Genomic DNA, 18992 nt, shown 5'->3' on the forward strand with positions numbered 1-18992 from the left:
TTTATGCGCTTCCTGAAAAGTTTACAAAGGATTTCAAATATGAAAATACTTGGAGTTTATTTTTCTACTTACCATGTTTGTTGTACCAATTATTGCTTCTGTGGCACTAATAAGTGGTTTTGGAGATATTTTCGGCAACATGCCAACAGATATTTGGATTAAAATGGGTTTAACAAGTTTCCTTTGGGGAATAGGAGTGATGATGTGGGGTAAGGCTATAAACCATATTGGATTATCACTAGGCTTTTCATTGTTTATCGGGACCATTATTTTAGTAGGTTCATTGTTGCCTTATTTAGAAGAGGATTTGCCAGCTTCAAATGTTTTTACAACTATTTTAATTGGTCTGGTAGTCGTATTAATTGGTGTTTTTGCCAACGGAAAAGCGGGACTTATTAGAGAAAAAACGAAATAGAATCTGGTGATAATAAAGAGGGCAAAGGCTCCATGGTTACAGGGATTTTAATTGCTGTAATTGGTGGCTTGTTGGCTACAGGTTTTAGTTATGCAAACGCTGCTGGAAGACCATATTTACACGAAGCTTCTCAAGCAGCAGGAAACCCAGAATGGGTAACCGCAGTAGCTGTAATGTTTCCTATATTTATAAGTGGTGGTATTGTTATGACAGCATATTTTTTATGGCAATTATCGCAGAAAAAGGCATGGGAGATTTTAAAACGCCAGCATTTGGTAAAAACTTTATCCTAATTTTAATAATGGCAGTATTTCATTATGCTGCATCTGCATTGTTTGCCTATGCAGCTTTCAAACTTGGAGAGAGTGGAAACACCGTTGGATATGCTATTTTTAATACAGCTTGCGTAGTAACTGCAATTGTTAGTGGAATAATAACAAAAGAATGGGTTAAAGCATCAGGAAAAGCTAAGGGGTTTTTGTATTTTGGATTAACCTGTATGGTTTTAGGGATTCTAATTGTAGCTTATAGTAATAGTTTAAAATAAAAGAAATTAATTATGAATAAATTAGTAAAATTTTTGTAATAAGTATTTGTTTTGCATCTTTTGGATGTATTAGCGAAACTAAAGACTGCAATCATAAAGACCAAAATCAAATCATGGAAATACCTGATGAAAAATTAGACCGTTTTGGCATTACAAATAGAGATTATTTGAGTGCGGCTTCGAAAAGGGCTCTAAAATGGAATTATGTTGAGAATGATTGGTATCGTATATTCAATCCAATGCAACCTCTTAAGGGTGATTTAGCCTATGAAGAAGGAGTTGTACGTCGTGATCCTTCTGCAATGATTAAAGAAAACGGAAAATATTATGTTTGGTATTCTAGGAGTACTGGAGAAACTGATGGTTTTGCTGGAGATATAGAAACTACTAAAGTATTCCCATGGGATCGTTGTGATATTTGGTACGCAACTTCAGAAGATGGTTGGACATGGAAAGAAGAAGGGCCAGCGGTTCTTAGAGGAGAAAAAGGAGCTTATGATGATCGTTCTGTGTTTACAGTTGAAATTATGAAGCATGAGGATACGTATTATCTATGCTATCAAACAGTAAAATCGCCATATACTGTTCGTGTTAAAAATCAAGTAGGTTTAGCATGGTCTAACTCACCTAATGGTCCTTGGACAAAAAGTGAAGAACCTATTTTAAGTCCAGCTGATAATGGAATTTGGAAAGGGGAAGCGCAAAACCGTTTTGCAGTTGAGAAAAAAGGTGATTTTGATTCCCATAAAGTACACGATCCTTGTATTATTCCTTTTAAGGGAAAATTCTATTTATACTATAAAGGAGAACAAATGGGAGAAGAAATTTTATTTGGAGGTCGTCAAATTCGTCATGGTGTAGCGATTGCTGATAATCCAAAAGGGCCTTACGTTAAATCTAAATTCAACCCTATTTCAAATTCAGGTCATGAAGTAGTAGTTTGGAAAACTCAAGGTGGTATAGCTTCTTTGATAACTACAGATGGTCCTGAAAGAAACACTTTTCAATGGTCTCCAGATGGTATCAATTTTGAAATTAGAGGAGCTGTTAAAGGTGCTAATATGCTACATGCAATTGGGTTAAATAGAACTCTAGAATCCACAGATAACAACCCAACTCAGATTTTTGATTGGGGATTGTCTCATGTTTATAATAATTATAATTACCAAAGTATCATGCGTTTTGATTCAGAACGTAAAACATCACATGCCGCTAAAGGTGAAGCAACTCCAGATGGAGAAAAAAGAAAGATGTTCAAACGGATAACTAAATATTAAACTAAACTTTATCCCTAAATGCCATCTAATTTTTTTAGATGGCATTTTTAATTAGTTAATATTTTGTTTTGTAAAAGGGCTTTTAAAATGGCAATTACCTGAGAGGTTTTAAAAACCTTGTAGGTCTGATTTTTATAGGTTTGTTATTAGTGTCTTAATTTGTGTGAATAAACTTTTCTCATGTACTATTAAAAAATCGCTTATCTAGATTCTAGATTTATAACCTTTTTAACTGTTCCGTTATAGATAATATGAAGTTCAGCCATAGTGTATTTTTTATCTCCCAGATGTTTAATTCCTAAAAAGATACTTTCGTTGGTATTTAATAAGGTTAAATCAACTGTGGAATTAATCTTAAATTGATCTTTAGCTTCTCCTTCTAAAGATACCGAAGTAATAAAACAACCTGTATTTCCTGATTCAATTTTAATTTTTATAGATTTTGAACTCCCCCTTTTTAAACAAACTTTTTTAGGAGTATTCAATTCAGAAGCAATCAATCTTTTACCTTCGGGTTTATCTTCATTGTAAACTTCCATATGTAATTGTCTTCCACCACCTCTCATAGGCGAACCTCCAGCAATATAAATACCATTTCCAGAAACAATAGCTTGAGTACCATGTCTAGCATAATTCATGTCAGTTTTCGTTTCCCAACTATTAGTTTTTAAATTATAAGCTTCAACTTTTTTATAAGCAGGACCTTTTTCTCCTTCTCCACCCATAACAAATAACTCGTTATTAAATAAAGCAACTCCAGGAGCTGCACGTGGTGTTGGTAATGGGTTTTTTAATGAATGCCATTGTTTGGTTTCAAAATCATAAACATCAACATCAGCAATTAGAGGTCCAAATACACCACCTTCTCCACCAGAATGTCTTCCGCCAATAGCGTATAGTTTATTATTTGTAACTACTGCACTAAAATGGTCTCTGGCATTGGGAGCATTGTCTAAAACTGTCCATGTGTTTGTGCGGGGGTTATAGGAATCAAACCAATTAACATAACCTCCGTTGTGCCCAATTGTATTTCCACCAATTAAATAAAACGTGTTGTTGTAAACTACAAGTCCTGCACCACCACGTCTTCTGTTTTCTGGTATTTTAGGGCCTTTTATCCAAGTTTTGGTAGGAGGGAAGTATAACCAAATATAACCGGCAGGAATTTCTTTTGGGAATTTATTTGTTTTAAAACTACCTATTACCCAAACAAACCCTTCATAAAATGTCGCTTGAAAGTGATTGAATTCTTTTGGAGCTTTTCCACCCATGCTCCAAGTATTACTTTTAAAGTCATAAGTGTCTAGTTGCTGCGCGTTCTCTCTGCCTCCAAACATAATGAATTTGTCGCCTGCCTGAACAAAAGAACATTCATGGCGTGCTGTATAATTTTCGTTTTCATTTTTATCAATCCAATTATCTACTTGGGCAATAGATAATATTGGTGATAAGAATAGTAATAAAATTAAAAGTGATTTCATTTTTATAATTAATGTTTGTGTCAATTTCCGAAAATTTTGGAAATGATGCATTAGGTATGCAAAATAATTAAATATATTGTATTTTGTATACAAAATACAAAACTATTGTTATATTTGTTTTTTCCACTAGATTAAATGATTTTTTAGATGTTAAAGTTGATTGTGTTTTCTGTTGTTTTACTCAATATTTATTCTTGTAATACTTACGCCCAACCATGGGTTTATAATAACAACAGAATTGCAGTAAGTTTTGATGGTAATAGCGCTCCAGATAATGATTATAAGTGGCCAACAGGTGATCCGGACGATTGGGGAGCAGCAGCAGCTTCGTTCGCTATTATGGCTAAATTAAATTTGCAAAAAAAACTAGTACATTGTTCTTACAATAATTTTATAGATGCACCAGCTGGTCCAGATCATGAAAATCAATTAAAGATAAGTTGTGAAGGCGCTGCAAAAAGATGGCGTTTTAACCAAGACGTGATATTTGACGTTACCACTCAGAAAAATCAAGCGTTATTTAATTTAGCATCAGAAATGGGCAAGTCTACTAAAAATAATCCTTTATATTTTATGCATGCAGGATTGTCTGAGTTTTTATATCAAGTTGTTGAAGAAGTCATTAAACAAGGTAATATAGAGTCTTTAAATTATGTTTATCTTTTGTCTCATAGTGGTTTTAATGAGAATGAAAAGAGACGTGAATACCACCATACTTGGAAAGATGTTCAAGATTTAGCAGGTAATCGTATTAAGTATAAAAAAATTAAAGATCAGAATAATAAAACGGTTCCAAATGATTTATGGCACTCAGGAAAAGATTTTTCAGTTTGGTTTTGGATGAGAGATCATGAGGATAAAAACATCAAATGGATGTACACAAGACTTCAGGCTCATTCAGGTGGTGATGCGGACATTTCAGACTGTGGTATGTTTTATTATCTTTTAGTTGGGGATGATAACGGAAGTCCTTCGAAGTTTGAAAAATTTATCGGAAATGGTATTTTAAACTAATAGATTTAACCCAATCTTTCTAAATAGAATTTTAATTATTAATAACTAATATTATCCATAAAATGTTTAAAATTAAGAGTGTGAAATTATTTTTTTTAGGAATATCCATTATTAGTTCGACCCTTGTTTTTGCTCAAGACGTTACAACTAAAATAAGTGGTAAACTAAAAAAATGGCATAAAGTAACTTTAAGTTTTCAAGGAGAAGCACTAAGCGAAAACGATGCGGACAACCCCTTTTTGAATTACCGTTTGAATGTAAAGTTTAAAAATAAAGGTAAAGTTATTACAATTCCAGGGTTTTATGCAGCTGATGGAAATGCTTCGGAAACAGGTGCAACTTCGGGTAAAATTTGGCAAGTACGATTTACACCAGATGAAATTGGTGAATGGCAATATGAAGTATCTTTTAGAAAAGGGGATAATGTAGCTGTAAGTAATGATGTGAACGCAGGTAAACCATTAGCTTTTGATGGGGTAACAGGTCAATTCACTATTGAAGAAAATGATGGTAATGGATCTGATTTTCAAGTTAAAGGTCGTCTTAAATATGATGGAACAAGGTATCTGAAATATGCTGATACTAACGAAGCGTTTCTGAAAGGTGGAGCTGATAGTCCTGAGAATTTTCTGGGTTATTATGAATTTGATGGCACCAAAGATTCTCATAAATACGAACCTCATGCTCAAGATTGGAAAACTGGAGATCCTGTATGGCAAGATAATAAGGGAAAAAACATAATAGGCGCGCTAAATTATTTAGCATCTAAGGGAATGAACTCAGTATATTTTTTAACCATGAATGTACAAGGGGATGGTAATGATGTTTGGCCGTGGATTAATATTAATGAGCGCTATCGTTTTGATTGTAGTAAACTAGACCAATGGGAGGTAGTTTTTGATCATATGGATGATTTAGGCTTAATGCTACATATAGTAACACAAGAAACTGAAAACGAATTACTTTTAGATATAGGAGAACTTGGTACACAACGAAAACTGTATTATAGGGAGTTGATAGCTAGATTTTCGCATCATCTTGGTGTAACATGGAATTTAGGAGAAGAGAATGGTCCTTTACATTGGACTCCAAAAGGGCAATCGGACGATGATAGAAAGGCAATGGCTAAATATATTAAAACGAATGATCCTTATGAGAATTTAATTGTATTACATACCCATGCCACTACCCATTCTCAGGATGAGTTTTTAAATCCATTAGTTGGGTATGAGTTTTTAGATGGTCCATCAATGCAAACGGCCAACCCTCACGATGTGCATCACCTTATTGTAAAATGGATTAATAATTCAAAAAAATCAGACAAACAATGGGTGGTTTGTCAAGATGAAATTGGACCAGCAGATACTGGAGCAAAACCTGATGTAGATGATCCAGATCATGATTATATCCGTCATCATGTATTATGGGGGAATTTAATGGCAGGTGGTGCTGGAGTAGAATGGTATTTTGGCTATAAGTTTGCGCACAATGATTTAAAATGTGAAGATTGGCGTTCTAGAGATATACTTTGGAATCAGACACGATATGCTTTGGAGTTTTTTAAAGCCAATGTGCCTTTTGAAAATATGTTTAATGCGAATGGATTAACCGACACAAAAAATGATTATGTTTTGGCAGACCACGGTAAAACCTATATTGTATACTTACCTGAAGTAAAAGATACTAAAATTAATTTGTTGAATACTAATGCTAAGTTTAGTATAAAATGGTACAACCCTAGAACAGGAGGAAAGATGCATAAGGGTAGTGTGAGCGGCGTTAAAGGCGGTGGTATGCGTTCTATAGGTTTGCCTCCCGATAATTCTAAAGACTGGGTAGCATTATTAGTCTCAAAAAGTAAAGCGTCTCAAAATGAGACTAAAGTATCTAAGCTATGGAAGTTGAAAGCTATTAAAGATTTTGAAATACTTAATGTGTCAAAAGCTATATACTATACAGATAAAGGAAATGGCGCATTAGCAATAAATGCTGCTGATAAGATGCAAAGAGATGTTTTTGCTTCAGCGAGAACTATATTTGAAGGGAAATCAGGTGTATACAATGGATTGTTAAAAACCATGACAGAAAATGATGGGGAATCTATCTATAGAATTCTTATTAATGGAGAAGTGGTTGCGCGCATTGAAAATCCAAAAACTGAAGCTAGTTTTGAAAATGTTACACACAAAATAGGTGCATTAGTATTAAATACAAAAGATATAATTGAAGTGCAATCTAAAGCCGTAACAAATGGAAAAATTCCTGAAAATGATGAAACAGCTTGGTCTAGAGGGCGTTGGAGTAGTTTGGAATTAGCTCCAAATGGTTTGTTATCAAATTCTAAAGAGCAACTGAAAGCATTCTTAAAAGATAAGAATTCATTTGAAGAGAAATCAGGAAAGGTTGAGATAGAGGCAGAAGCATTTCATTATAAATCTGCTAATGATTCTCCACGAGAATGGTATGTGATATCTAAAACAGAGCGTATGCCTTTTCAAGAAGCTACTTATACAAACCATTCGAGTACAGCTGAGTGGATATGCATATTTGGAAGCGTTACCTGATACTCGTGTCACACATGACGATGACCTTGTAGTAGAAGAGAATTTTTTCCCAAAGCCTGGGGTTGGAGGTATGGTTTCCTATAAAATAAATTTTACCACACCAGGGAAATATTATGTATGGAGTAAAAGCATTTTCCACCGGAAGTGAGGATAACGGTCTACATGTTGGAATTGACGGAGAATGGCCAGAAAGTGGTGCAAGAATGCAATGGTGTAAAGGTAAAAATAAATGGACATGGTCTTCAGCGCAACGCACTCAAGAGGAACATTGTGGTGTGCCACAAAATATATATCTAGACGTAAAAGAAGCTGGAAATCATATTATTTCTTTCTCAATGCGAGAAGATGGTTTTGAATTCGATAAGTTTATTTTGACTACAGATTTAGAATATATACCAGAATAAGTTTATTTAAGTATAATAAAGAAAGGCTTGTGATTTTTGAATTACAAGCCTTTTTTCTGAGTAATAATAATATTAACCTTTTATTCCGTATGTGCGTTAACATCACCACCAATATTGTTTTCTGTGTAACCTTCTAAAACTATCTTGAATGCATGTGCGTAATCAGTTGGTAATTCTTTAGGTGTTTGAATAATCAAACCTTTTTTATTACGTTCCCATTTTATAGTTTCAGTACTTCCTAATAATTCTATGTTTATAATTTTAGAATTTAAAAGACCAATTTGAGTAGTTAAAGATTTAATTACTATTTCATCCTCAGGTTTATCCATAACGATGGCGTAAAACTCTTTATCAGATTTCTTTGTAAAACGTATGTCTGTATTCTTATACTCAATTTTTATTTTTTCTTCCACTTTATGTCCACCTTCTGGTAATCTTGTAGGACCTTCGCCAAAAATAGTCCATGGTCTGGTCCCATAAATAGCATCGCCATTAACTGCTAACCAAGCACCCATGTTAATTAGTAAATCTTCCATGACTTTAGGAATTGAACCATCAGGGTTTGGCGGTACATTTAGTAACATTAATCCGTTTTTAGAAACAATATCTACCAATATATCAATTAACTCATTTGGCGTTTTAAATTTTGCTCCGGGACGATAAAACCAAGCACCTGGAGAGGTGTCGGTTAACCAAAGATTCTCTTTTGGTTGATTTGGACGTCCACGTTCATAATCTTTAACCGCGGTTGTTTCAGTAAAGGTTGTTTCTTTATAACATACAGCAACGTCCTTGTTCCACTCTAAACCTTTATTGTAGTAATATGATAAGAATTTCAAACGTGATTCTTCAGTCATATTCTCCAGCCACCAATCAAACCAAATTAAATCTGGTTGATACACATCAATAAACTCTTTTAATTTTGCCCACCAATCTTTATAAAATTGTTCATCTGGAGTATCAGAATCTAACGAATGTGGATTAGTATATAAATCATAATCTTTTGATTTTATACCTCCATGAGCATGTGCAGGAGCAAAGTATTTCCAAGTAAACGCATGATGGAAAGAACCCATAAATTTCATGCCTTTTGCTTCAATTTCTTTTTTGAGTGCTGCTGAAGGATCAATTCCTCCATAATTCATTGAATTCCATCGTGTAGCTTTACTATCCCACATTGCAAAATTATCGTGATGCATTGCTACTGGGCCAGCAAATTTAGCTCCCGATTTTGCAAATAAATCTGCCCATTTCTTAGCGTCGAAACCTGAGGTATCAAATTGTTCAATAATATGTTTGTAACCAAACTTTTTTGGGTGACCGTATTTTTTTGTGATGCGTGAAATTTGTTGAAGGTTTTCCGTTATTACTTTCCACAATTTTACCATCAACATACATTTTCATTCCGTGCCAACCTGCGTACCATTTATTAGGATCTGCACCTTCAAAGGCTGAAGAAACAGGTCCCCAATGTGCATAAATACCTAATTTAGCATCTTTAAACCAATCTGGAGCTGGATTTACTTTCTCAATAGATTCCCATGATTTATTATAGGTTTCTTTTTCTTGACCATCGATAGGGGTAATAACAATTAATATTAAGATGAATGAGAGAAATAAACGCAAACTGATAAATTTCATTTTAAAAGAATTATGGTTAGCTCATGTAAGCTTATTATGATAGCCAAATTAAACGTATTATTGGGTTTTTACAGGTTCAGAAGGTGTAAAAAGCACAACATATGTTCAAAATACTGTGATTAAGAAATATAAAAAGTCTGCTTTAAAAAACTAGGGCAGACCTTAAATCATATAAATTTATTCGAATTTAATTTCCAATGAAAGCTTTGTTATTGGCATTAATTCTATCTTTTTGAGCTTTATTTAAACCGTGCTTGTAATAGTGTTCTGGTTTATAATAAACATGATTCTTTTTCATATTAGGGTCGTTTATATCCTGACTTAAATCACAATCAAAACGAGCCAATACAGCATGATTTGTGCTCCATCCGTTTACCGCTGTAAAATGTGAAATACCCCAAGTAATGCCTCGTCCATCTTTAGTATTAGTAAATGCGTCAGGAATAAATGGGCCACCAGCGTTAGGTAATAAGTTACTAATCGCAGCAATTTCAAAGTTTACACCATCTTCAGCAAATTGAATAGTATTATGTTCATTACCATCACGAATAACTAAAGCTGCAATGCCATTTTTAAAAGGGAACATTGTTGTTTCATGCCCAGAATTCATAATGGGGTTTAATGGGTGCTTCGTAAATGGTCCTAGAGGGTTATTAGCAGTAGCTAACCCTTGCATTCTTATATTGTTTGGTCTACCATTAAAATCGGATTTATAATATAAATATATTTTTCCTTTGTAAACTAATGGATAAGGGTCATGTATAGAAAATTGATCCCATTCGCCTTTTCCTCCATTGGGAATTACAATTTTATTATAAGGTGTCCAAGGACCATCAGGAGAATCGGCATAAGAAACTGCAACAGGGCAGTCGTCTCCTCGTTTACCACTCACTTCCATAAAGCCTTGGTAGTAAATATACCATTTACCTTTCCATTCTAAAACATCTGTGGTAGTTACAGAACGCCAACCTACATTAGGTTTAGGAGGTCTTGGAACAGCTACGCCTTGCTCTTCCCATGTAAAACCATCTTTTGAAGTGGCATACCAAATTTCAGATAAATCCCAATCAGCAGATGGTATTATATCTGTTGCTTTATCTGCATTGCTAAGACCTATTGGTGGTGTTTTTGTATTTCTGTACGTGTAATACACATAATATTTTCCATTATGAAATATAACTTTAGAAGGGTCTCTTCTTGAAATAGTACCATCATGATTGTTATAATCAAAGCCCTTTAGCTCTGTATATTTGAACTGAGAATACAATTCATTATCTTGGGGTGTTGGCCCCATATAGGCATCGTAATTTCTTTCTAAAGCACGACTTAAGGGTATGTCAGGTTTTTCCATTGGGAGTTTATATGGAAATTTTTTATCTGATTGTATTATCTCTTTTGTTGGTTCTTTTTCTTTAGAGTTTGTTTCACAGTTAAATAGAAATAAAGGAAAAATTAAGGTTAAAATACTCAGTTTAAAAGACATATTATTTGGTGTGTTATAGAATTGATACTAATATAAAATATTTTTACTTCCAAACCCTGAAGTATTTTACATGATACTCGCCATTTAAGCGGTTATCATCAGGAAGTGCTCCAAACCATTTGTTAGATTCACAGTTGAAATTAACTTCTAACGGTTGGTGCCAATGCGTGTTTTTTGCTTCTCTAAACAGGATGCCATCTATATAAAATCGAATATAATCTTTCGTCCATTCCAATCCCCAAACATGATAATCTGCTTGTAACTCTTTAGAAAAATAATATTTTTTATTTCTAGAAAAATGTTTTTTTACATTGCCTTTGTCTTCTGGAGCTTTGAAAACGTGTATGTTAGAATTTAAATCATGTCTGTTATATGATAATCCAGGTGCATTTTCACATATATCAATTTCTGTCCACCAATTTTTTGAAACATTAGTCATCCAAAACCCTGAAACCCATGGGGCATCCATTAATTTTGCTTCAGCTTCAAAGTAGCCATATAAGAACTTGTTTTTACTTTTTATAAAGCCTGTTGAATGTGTGAAGCTTTCAGGTAGCTTTTCTTCTCCATGTTTATTTACTCTAATAACTAATTCTCCTTTTTCTAAACTCACGTTAGAACCATGAAAATAAGTTGGTGGTCTACCTTTCCATTTAGGGTTGTTGGGATACCATTTTACTTCGTTTAATTTGTTAGATTCAAATTCATCTGAAAACTGTTTTAACAATTTCCAGTTTTTTGAATCTTGTTGATCAGAAAGTGGGAATTTATTATTTTGTCTCGCAATTGCATTATTCAGATTTACAGAATCGGTATAGTTTTTCTTGGGAATTGTTAAATCTTGAGAATTACCGAGATTAAAAATAAAGAGAAAAATAATAATGAAAAGGGTAACTGATGAGATTTTAGTTTCATGTTTTATTTGGAATAATTCTATGAAGTAAAATTAACTCAATACAAGCTTGATAAAGGAAAGGCATGTTTTTATTTGTATAACAAAACGTTTTTATTTTTTATACTTAATGCGCTCTAACTGTTTTTTACTTAATGGTTTTGAAAAATAAATCTCTGGGTCTAAATAAAGTCGGGGTTCTTTCATTTGAGGATCATGAAGGTCAAGGCTTAAGTCACAATCAAAACGTGCCAAAATTCCATAGTTTTTCCCTCGTTCTCCCATGTTTGTAAAATGTGAAAGTCCCCAAGTAATTCCTCTGCCGTTTCCGTTGCTGTTAAAGGCATCTGGCACATAAGAGCCTGCAGCAAAAGGCATTAAATGCGTTACAGAAGCGATATCAAAATTTACACCATCAGATGCGTATTGGATGGTGTTATTTTCGTTTCCATCTCTAGTGATTAATGCGGCAACACCTTCCTTAAAAGGGAATAATGCCGTTTCATGTCCAGAATTAAATAATGGATTTAATGGATGTTTTTTGAAAGGACCTAGAGGATTGTCTGCAATAGCCAATCCATTTCCTACTAAATAATCAGGACGATCCCCGTATGCAGCTTTATAATACACGTATATAAATCCATTGTAAACCAATGGGTAAGGGTCATGAATTGAGTGTTGATCCCAAGTACCAGATGCTCCGTTTTCGATAATGACCTTATTCACTTTTGTCCAAGGGCCATCAGGAGAATCTGCATACGCAGCAGCTACAGGACAATGGTCCCCTTTAGTGCCACTAGCCTCCATAAATGCCTGATAGTATAAATAATATTTACCTTTCCATTTTAAAATATCTGTGGTTGTTACAGAACGCCAACCAACAGCTGGTTTTTTTGGTCTGTTTATAGCTACTCCTTGTTCTTTCCAAGTAAACCCATCATCAGAGGTGGCATACCATATATCGCATAAATCCCAATCGGCTGATGGAATTACATCTGTAGATAAATGTGCATTTGAAAATCCAACCGGGGGAAATTCGGTATCTCGCTTTGTATACCAAACATAGTATTTTCCGTTTTCTTTGATGATTTTTGAAGGATCTCTTCTTGAAATAGTACCATCTCCATTATTATAATTGAAACCTTTTAATCGAGTGTATTTAAATGCGGAAAACAACTCATTATCTTGGGGGCGAGGAGCCATGTAATTATCATACAAGCGTTCCATGGCTTTACTTAAAGGGCGATTAGGTTTTGTTTGAGGAATATCCCAAGGGTAACCACTTAACGTGTTTGAAATTTCCTGAGTTATCACATCTTCTTTTTTAATGTTTTCAGTACATGAGAAAAATATAATTGAAAGGAATATTACCAGACTTATTTCAAGACATTTCATAATAATTAGTTTTTTATTTGTGTGTAATCGTTTTACTTTTTTTGATAATACTTAACATAATCTACTTTCATACTAGTACCATCAATAGCATCAGTTATAGTGCCGCTCCATTTTATAATAGCAAGACTCAAGAAAATAGGAACTTCGCTGTAACAAAAGTCGTTTTTTCTCGTCTTAATTCTTTTCCATCAAAATAAAAAACAAGTTCTTTTTCGGTCCATTCTAATCCGTAGGTATGATAATTGTCTGCAAAATTGTAATCTTTTGTAACATCAAGTACAGAGATGTCAATCCATTTATCGTCTTTTAGATATTGAATTTTATAGTCTGAAATTAAGCTATTCCAATTCCCGTGGGTGTCTTTCCAACCATTAATAAATTGAATGCAACCTACTGTAATGTCTTTTTTCCATTCAAATTCCACCCATTTTTGATTATCGTTTTGTGTTGTCCAATAACTGAATGGATTACCATCGGTTAAATTAGTGGATGAATCTTTATTTTTAAATGAACCGCTTGTAGTGATAGTTACATTTTCGCTTCTAGTATAATTTATTAAACCTTCAACATCAGAATCGGCAGTTTTCGATAACACTTTTGGGTAATTCCCATTTTTATTTACGCCATAAATTCTAAACTCCCTTAGATTGAATCTTGATTGGTTGTTGGAAATTAACCTCACTTTTTTTGTTTCAATAGGAATTTCTAGCTGAATTGAATAATCTGGTTTTGCTCCAAATGAAAATCCTTTATGACTAGAAAAATGTTTTCTTTTACCTTTTTTATCAATTGTAACATCAGTCCATTGATGAATGTTGGTGTTTACCTCATTTGGAAAATGTCCTTCATTAATGTCGAGTTCAAATTTTTTGCCTTTTTTTGGTTCCCCACCTCGTGTCATGAGCCAGAAAGAATTATTTGTAGCTCCGGCTGAAGCATACCTATACCGACATTCAAAATAACCGTATTTGAATTTTTGCTTGGTCCAAATACTTCCTGATGTCCAATTTTGTCCGCCTCTTTTTTCTTTTCTGTTTTCTAAACGCAAAACACCATTCTCAACAATGGCATTTTCCCGCCATCGGCTACAGAGAATATGTCCGCTAGAACTATTTTGCGATTCCCAGTTTATATCAAGTGCTTCGTTTGAATAATTAAAATCATCTTGCCATACCAATTTATAATTGTCTTTAATTTCTGAAGGTAATTGAGCTATTATGATACCTGAATGTAATAAAGATGGTATTAAAAGGAAATAAATATATTTAGCCATTGAATTCTATTTTTCTTTAATGATCTTCAAAGGAATTTGAATATTAAACGAATGGCGAATATTATTGATATCTATACTATCAGCAGCGCATAACAATGCTATTGGCTCTTCATTTTCAATGAAAACTTGTGGACGTTCAAGATGATCGAATTTGTGTGAACTCCCATCTTCCCATGTTACCGTTCTATCTGAAATTTCAAAATATTTTCCTTGATTCCATTTGATACCATCTAAAGATTCATAATGTACTAAAGAGAAAAGGCGTTGTTTTCCTTCGTGTTTAATACGTTTTACAATAGCACGATATTTTCCGTCTTGATACCATATGTATGGGTCTTCTGCTGGGAATGTTTCTCCTTCAAAAGTGAAAATAGGATTGGGATATTTTTTAAATGGTCCTGTCGGGTTATCTGCAATTGCAACCATATGTATAACTGGGCCGCCGTTAGGTAATTTACTTTTTTTACCTACGGCTTTATACACCATAAGTATTTTTCCATCATCCATTTGGCAAACGGATGGGTTTGATGTCATTAATGCATCGTGAGCATTTTCATCTGAAGAAATATCCAAAACAGGTTTGTCAAATCGTCGCCAAGGACCATTAGGGGAATTAGCTACAGCAACACCAATACGTTGATTGTTTCTATGCACCCAATTAATTTTTGCTTTTCCAGGAACACTAACAATTTTCTTGTCACCAGTATTTCCCATATAATACAAATAATATTTCCCGTTGAATTTATGGACGGTTGGATTGTGCGTTGTAGAACCATCCCAAAATTCTGACCCACGATCAGGTAAGGCATCATCTTTATGTTTAAAAGGTCCAAATGGGGATTCTGAAACAGCATGAGAGATTATAGAATAGTTTACCCATTCCCAACCTATTTTTTTTGGCCATTGTGCATAAAACATATGGTACAAACCATCTTCTCCTTTAACTAGCGAACCACCCCAAATACTCATAGTGTCACTTTTAAAAATAGATTTTTGTGATACTTTACCTAGTTCTATTTTAAAGTTTTCAATTATCTCTGAATTTGAAATGCTTTCTTTTTTGTCCTTTTTGCCTGAGCATGCTACAAATAAAGTTAATAATACAAATGTGAAAAAAATATAATTTTTCATCTTAAAATAAATTTTAGGTTTTAGTTGATTTAATGATTTGAGACCAATTACTTTCTCCCTTGGTTGTAATTCTCATTATTTGTACAAAAACTTCGTCTTCTCCATTTAAATCAATAGTCATCATACCTCTAACATTGGATATAAATTCAATATCTAAGTTATCTTTTGAAGCTCCATATCTCACAATATAATTGCCATCTTCAAAATCAGAAGAATAACCAATTACTAATTTACTATCTGTTATAAAACTATCCCAAATAATAGGTGGTAAAAGATTTCCGTTAGGTTTGCCTTCAACAGTTTTTGATGCTTCACTTAAGCCTTTATCGTTTGTTGCAAATACTTTGAAATTGTAAGTTGTGTGATTATTTAAATTATCGATATCGATATAGTTTGAAATGGTTTTAACCGATTTTATTTCTTTTCCGTTTGAATTTTTATAAGTCACAAAATATTCAGTAGCTCCTATTACATGATCAAAAAGAACTCTTACTCTATTATTGCCCGACAAAATCTGAGTAATACTTGAAGTAGGAGGTGTGTTGTAAGACATTATTTTTTCAAAACGCACATAATTATTAGGACTAACTAGTTTAACAGTAAAATCTAAAATGTTTTTTGGTAACGGCTCCCATATTGGTAGTTGTTTCCAAGTAATTTTGCCTGACCACTCTCCATCTTCGGGGCTCAATCTTGGAAGGTTTAAACTTTCAGAAACTACTGATTCTCCTTTTAAATTTCTAAATTCATAGACCAACTTATAATTATTCATTGCATAATTTGGGTAATCTTTTAAGTCACGAATTTGTATTTTTATATTGGCTGTGTTCTCATTAAAATCTATGTTAGATACTTCAATAGCTTTAACAGGCGCATGTTCTTTTTTAATGCGATTAAATAGAGTACGTTTTTGTCGCCATGAATTAATAATACCCCAAACTCTATTTTCTTCAGCGGTAGTACCTGCATAACTACTTCTGTAATCGTTAAATGTCCACATTGAAGTTCCGATAACAAACTCATTTTTATATCTGAAGTTATTAATCCATTCTGAAAATATTTCTTTGTCTCCATCTAGCTCCGTTGAAGGGAAAGGATCAAAACCAAATTCTGATATAAAAATGGGTTTATCTGGCCATTTGGTTCTTAAAGTATTTAAGATTTTTTGTGGCTCTCCTTGCCAACGGTACATATTATGCATAATTACATCTGCATAAGTATTAGGGTCTGTTTCTGGTGTATAATCTTTTTGACCAGAATTGCTCACACAAGTTACCAATCGATAAGGGTCTAGCTCTTTTTTCACATAATCCATAGCCGCTTTGCCATATGCCATATGATTATTTAACTCGTTACCAACACTCCAGCCAATAATACTTGGGTGGTTTAAATCCCGTTCTATCATACCTTTTAACCAATATTTGGACAGGAAATAGTTGTTTTCTGAGATTTTAAAATCATGTGCTTTAGTAACTTTAATATAAGGTTCGTCTAACATTAAAATTTCTTCATTTTCTGGGTTTATGTTTAAGCTTGTTTTTTTTTCGAATTTTGAAAGCGGATAATAATTTGATCTAAATTCATCGTTATCTAAATCTCTTACATTAATCTCTTCAAAAATAAGAATCCCTCTTTTATCACATAACTCAATCAATTTTTCATTTTGTGTCCCGTGCATAATTCTCATAAAATTAGCACCAGCTTCTTTCATCAGGTCAACATCTTTATCTAAAACTTCCAAAGGTTCAGAAGAGCCCCAAAAACGATGTTCACTTACACGGTTAAAACCCGCTAAACGTACAGGTTCGCCATTTAGTAAAACTTTGGAATCTGTAAGTTCAATTTTCCGAATTCCAAAGTTGTCTTTCCTTTCGTTTAAAATAGTCCCTTTTTCAGAAATAATCGTTTGTATTTGATATAACTTCGGATTGTCAAAATGCCATAATTTTACATCATCAGATTTTAATTCGGACTTTAAATGAATACTTTTTGTGGTGTTTGGTTCAATTTCAACAGTACCATTTAAAGCTCCTATTTTATTTTTATCAAATATTTTAGAATTGACATCAATTGTTCTTTTTTTAGATGAATTATTTTCAATTTTAACCCTTAGTTTTAGTTGTGCCGTGCCAGTTTTTAAATTAGGGTTTGCATGTATGTATTGATAGTCTATTCTAACATCTTTGTTTTTTGTTACTTTCACATCTCTAATAATACCACCCCAGTTCCAAGTTGCTCCAACAATGGCACTATTATCTGCTTGTACAGCAATTATATTTTTTCCGTCGAAATTTAAATCATTGGTAACATCAAATTCAAAAGGGGTAAAACCACCTCTGTTTTTTCCAATAAATTTCCCGTTGAGGTAAATTTTAGAAAGATGATACACGCCATCAAACTTTAAATAATACCTGTTATCTGATGCTTTTTTCCAATGTTTTGGAAGGTCAATATTTTTACGATACCAAGCTTTTCCTGTATAGTTGGAAAAATCATTAATCATGCCCCAATGCCCTGGTACTTTTAAATCATACCAGTTAGAATCATCAAAATTGGATTTAAATACTTGATTTGGTTCTTCTTTTGCTGTTAAATATTTTCCTTTAGAAATTTTCCTAAACATCACAGCATCTGCAGCAACAGTTCCACTAACAATGGCAGTAAGCTCAACATAGTTTTGGTCTTTGTTATTAAAGTTATAGACGCCTAAACTAATCCATTCCCCACAAATAGTTCTTTGGCTTACATATTTAGTAGTAATAACCTCTGTGTGCCTAATATTGTATTGAGCTGTAAGATGAGAAGCAAACGGAAACTTTGTAAATACTTCATAATACCCAGAAGTTTTAAAGTTTGGATAAAACCTAACATACGAACTATCTGCCTTATTGCTTCCATTAAGATCTGTAATTGTGTAATTGTGTTTTAAATAATCTTCGCCATAAAACTTTGAATTTCGGGCACCAGTTTTTAAAGATTTCCATTTGCCATGGGTTTTAACACTAGCGTCGTTATTATCAATTACCAAATCGTTTTTTGAAACTTTGATATTCAGGTAATTTGAGCCTTCTCCATAGATAGTGTGGAATTTCCAGTTTCCGTTTAATGATAAAACATTGCTTTCTAAAACATCTCGTTCAGATTGGCAACCAATCAAAAAAAAGCTATAATTAAAAGGGCTGTAGTTTTCATTTCATAAGATTTTCTAATCCAACTAAAACGGTCAAAAGATATTTTCATTTTAAAATGTTACAGTTTTCTTTTTTTAAATAAAAATTAAACTGATGTAATTAGATCATAAAGTAACCTGAAATTAGTTGTTAAAACAACCAAATTACGGAAATGTATTCTCGGAAACGTTTCCGAAAAGAACTTTAATTACGGAAACGTTTCCGTAATTTTTATTTTTAGCGATTTTTTGCCCTAGTTTAGTAGATTTGATTTCTCATTTTAATATAATTCAATTTAACTATAA

Annotated in this window: 16 protein-coding genes; 7 read left to right on the forward strand and 9 right to left on the reverse strand. The window is 33.2% G+C overall.

What is annotated here, in order from left to right:
* Nucleotides 1-49 precede the first annotated feature (49 nt).
* From AC0L5U_RS17900 to AC0L5U_RS17915, 4 genes are all read left to right on the forward strand, one after another.
* Nucleotides 50-415 carry an L-rhamnose/proton symporter RhaT gene (locus tag AC0L5U_RS17900; protein WP_473417799.1) on the forward strand — a complete coding sequence of 122 codons (366 nt, stop codon included), beginning with the start codon at nt 50-52 and terminating at the stop codon, nt 413-415.
* A gap of 32 nt (nt 416-447) precedes the next feature.
* Nucleotides 448-708: a hypothetical protein gene (locus AC0L5U_RS17905; RefSeq protein ID WP_473417800.1), complete on the forward strand. Its 261-nt coding sequence runs from the start codon at nt 448-450 to the stop codon at nt 706-708.
* Nucleotides 639-962 (forward strand): hypothetical protein, encoded by a 324-nt coding sequence (locus AC0L5U_RS17910; protein ID WP_473417801.1) that lies wholly within the window; start codon nt 639-641, stop codon nt 960-962. Before AC0L5U_RS17905 ends, AC0L5U_RS17910 begins: the two co-directional genes overlap by 70 nt.
* A gap of 113 nt (nt 963-1075) precedes the next feature.
* Nucleotides 1076-2239 (forward strand): glycoside hydrolase family 117 protein, encoded by a 1164-nt coding sequence (locus AC0L5U_RS17915; RefSeq protein ID WP_473417802.1) that lies wholly within the window; start codon nt 1076-1078, stop codon nt 2237-2239.
* Between the two features lie 200 nt (nt 2240-2439).
* Here AC0L5U_RS17915 and AC0L5U_RS17920 read toward each other — a convergent pair whose 3' ends face one another.
* Entirely contained in the window at nt 2440-3720 is a 1281-nt protein-coding gene (locus tag AC0L5U_RS17920) for a Kelch repeat-containing protein (RefSeq protein ID WP_473417803.1), read from the reverse strand.
* A gap of 147 nt (nt 3721-3867) precedes the next feature.
* Here AC0L5U_RS17920 and AC0L5U_RS17925 point away from each other — a divergent pair, with 147 nt between their 5' ends.
* From AC0L5U_RS17925 to AC0L5U_RS17935, 3 genes are all read left to right on the forward strand, one after another.
* Nucleotides 3868-4734 (forward strand): hypothetical protein, encoded by an 867-nt coding sequence (locus AC0L5U_RS17925; protein WP_473417804.1) that lies wholly within the window; start codon nt 3868-3870, stop codon nt 4732-4734.
* A gap of 80 nt (nt 4735-4814) precedes the next feature.
* A complete protein-coding gene (locus tag AC0L5U_RS17930) occupies nt 4815-7298 on the forward strand; it encodes a DUF5060 domain-containing protein (RefSeq protein ID WP_473417805.1) in 2484 nt (827 codons plus the stop codon).
* Between the two features lie 113 nt (nt 7299-7411).
* Nucleotides 7412-7702, forward strand: a complete 291-nt coding sequence (locus AC0L5U_RS17935) for a hypothetical protein (RefSeq protein ID WP_473417806.1) — start codon at nt 7412-7414, stop codon at nt 7700-7702.
* 80 nt (nt 7703-7782) lie between these two features.
* On the opposite strand, the gene AC0L5U_RS17940 is transcribed toward AC0L5U_RS17935, so the two are convergent.
* From AC0L5U_RS17940 to AC0L5U_RS17975, 8 genes are all read right to left on the reverse strand, one after another.
* Nucleotides 7783-9090: an alpha-L-fucosidase gene (locus tag AC0L5U_RS17940; protein WP_473417807.1), complete on the reverse strand. Its 1308-nt coding sequence runs from the start codon at nt 9088-9090 to the stop codon at nt 7783-7785.
* Nucleotides 8987-9343 carry an alpha-L-fucosidase gene (locus AC0L5U_RS17945; protein WP_473417808.1) on the reverse strand — a complete coding sequence of 119 codons (357 nt, stop codon included), beginning with the start codon at nt 9341-9343 and terminating at the stop codon, nt 8987-8989. Before AC0L5U_RS17945 ends, AC0L5U_RS17940 begins: the two co-directional genes overlap by 104 nt.
* 187 nt (nt 9344-9530) lie before the next feature.
* The gene (locus tag AC0L5U_RS17950) at nt 9531-10826 is read right to left on the reverse strand and encodes a glycoside hydrolase family 117 protein (RefSeq protein ID WP_473417809.1); all 1296 of its coding nucleotides are present in this window, start codon (nt 10824-10826) and stop codon (nt 9531-9533) included.
* A gap of 43 nt (nt 10827-10869) precedes the next feature.
* Nucleotides 10870-11553: a family 16 glycosylhydrolase gene (locus tag AC0L5U_RS17955; RefSeq protein ID WP_473417810.1), complete on the reverse strand. Its 684-nt coding sequence runs from the start codon at nt 11551-11553 to the stop codon at nt 10870-10872.
* 279 nt (nt 11554-11832) lie between these two features.
* A complete protein-coding gene (locus AC0L5U_RS17960) occupies nt 11833-13113 on the reverse strand; it encodes a glycoside hydrolase family 117 protein (protein WP_473417811.1) in 1281 nt (426 codons plus the stop codon).
* A 127-nt stretch (nt 13114-13240) separates the two neighbouring features.
* On the reverse strand, nt 13241-14386 hold the full coding sequence (locus AC0L5U_RS17965; RefSeq protein ID WP_473417812.1) for a family 16 glycosylhydrolase: 1146 nt from the start codon (nt 14384-14386) through the stop codon (nt 13241-13243).
* A 6-nt stretch (nt 14387-14392) separates the two neighbouring features.
* Complete coding sequence (locus AC0L5U_RS17970; RefSeq protein ID WP_473417813.1) at nt 14393-15517, reverse strand: glycoside hydrolase family protein; 1125 nt, start codon at nt 15515-15517, stop codon at nt 14393-14395.
* 13 nt (nt 15518-15530) lie between these two features.
* Nucleotides 15531-18674, reverse strand: a complete 3144-nt coding sequence (locus AC0L5U_RS17975) for a glycoside hydrolase family 2 TIM barrel-domain containing protein (protein ID WP_473417814.1) — start codon at nt 18672-18674, stop codon at nt 15531-15533.
* Between the last annotated feature and the right edge of the window lie 318 nt (nt 18675-18992).

This window comes from Jejuia sp. G7-7 (assembly GCF_055808955.1).

Bases quoted from the DNA above. Each gene is read 5' to 3' on its own strand.
- AC0L5U_RS17910 (WP_473417801.1), top strand. From the start codon at position 639: ATGGCAATTATCGCAGAAAAAGGCATGGGAGATTTTAAAACGCCAGCA.
- AC0L5U_RS17965 (WP_473417812.1), bottom strand. From the start codon at position 14,386: ATGGCTAAATATATTTATTTCCTTTTAATACCATCTTTATTACATTCA.
- AC0L5U_RS17920 (WP_473417803.1), bottom strand. From the start codon at position 3,720: ATGAAATCACTTTTAATTTTATTACTATTCTTATCACCAATATTATCT.
- AC0L5U_RS17970 (WP_473417813.1), bottom strand. From the start codon at position 15,517: ATGAAAAATTATATTTTTTTCACATTTGTATTATTAACTTTATTTGTA.
- AC0L5U_RS17905 (WP_473417800.1), top strand. From the start codon at position 448: ATGGTTACAGGGATTTTAATTGCTGTAATTGGTGGCTTGTTGGCTACA.
- AC0L5U_RS17915 (WP_473417802.1), top strand. From the start codon at position 1,076: ATGGAAATACCTGATGAAAAATTAGACCGTTTTGGCATTACAAATAGA.
- AC0L5U_RS17940 (WP_473417807.1), bottom strand. From the start codon at position 9,090: ATGGTAAAATTGTGGAAAGTAATAACGGAAAACCTTCAACAAATTTCA.
- AC0L5U_RS17945 (WP_473417808.1), bottom strand. From the start codon at position 9,343: ATGAAATTTATCAGTTTGCGTTTATTTCTCTCATTCATCTTAATATTA.
- AC0L5U_RS17935 (WP_473417806.1), top strand. From the start codon at position 7,412: ATGTATGGAGTAAAAGCATTTTCCACCGGAAGTGAGGATAACGGTCTA.
- AC0L5U_RS17925 (WP_473417804.1), top strand. From the start codon at position 3,868: ATGTTAAAGTTGATTGTGTTTTCTGTTGTTTTACTCAATATTTATTCT.
- AC0L5U_RS17960 (WP_473417811.1), bottom strand. From the start codon at position 13,113: ATGAAATGTCTTGAAATAAGTCTGGTAATATTCCTTTCAATTATATTT.
- AC0L5U_RS17950 (WP_473417809.1), bottom strand. From the start codon at position 10,826: ATGTCTTTTAAACTGAGTATTTTAACCTTAATTTTTCCTTTATTTCTA.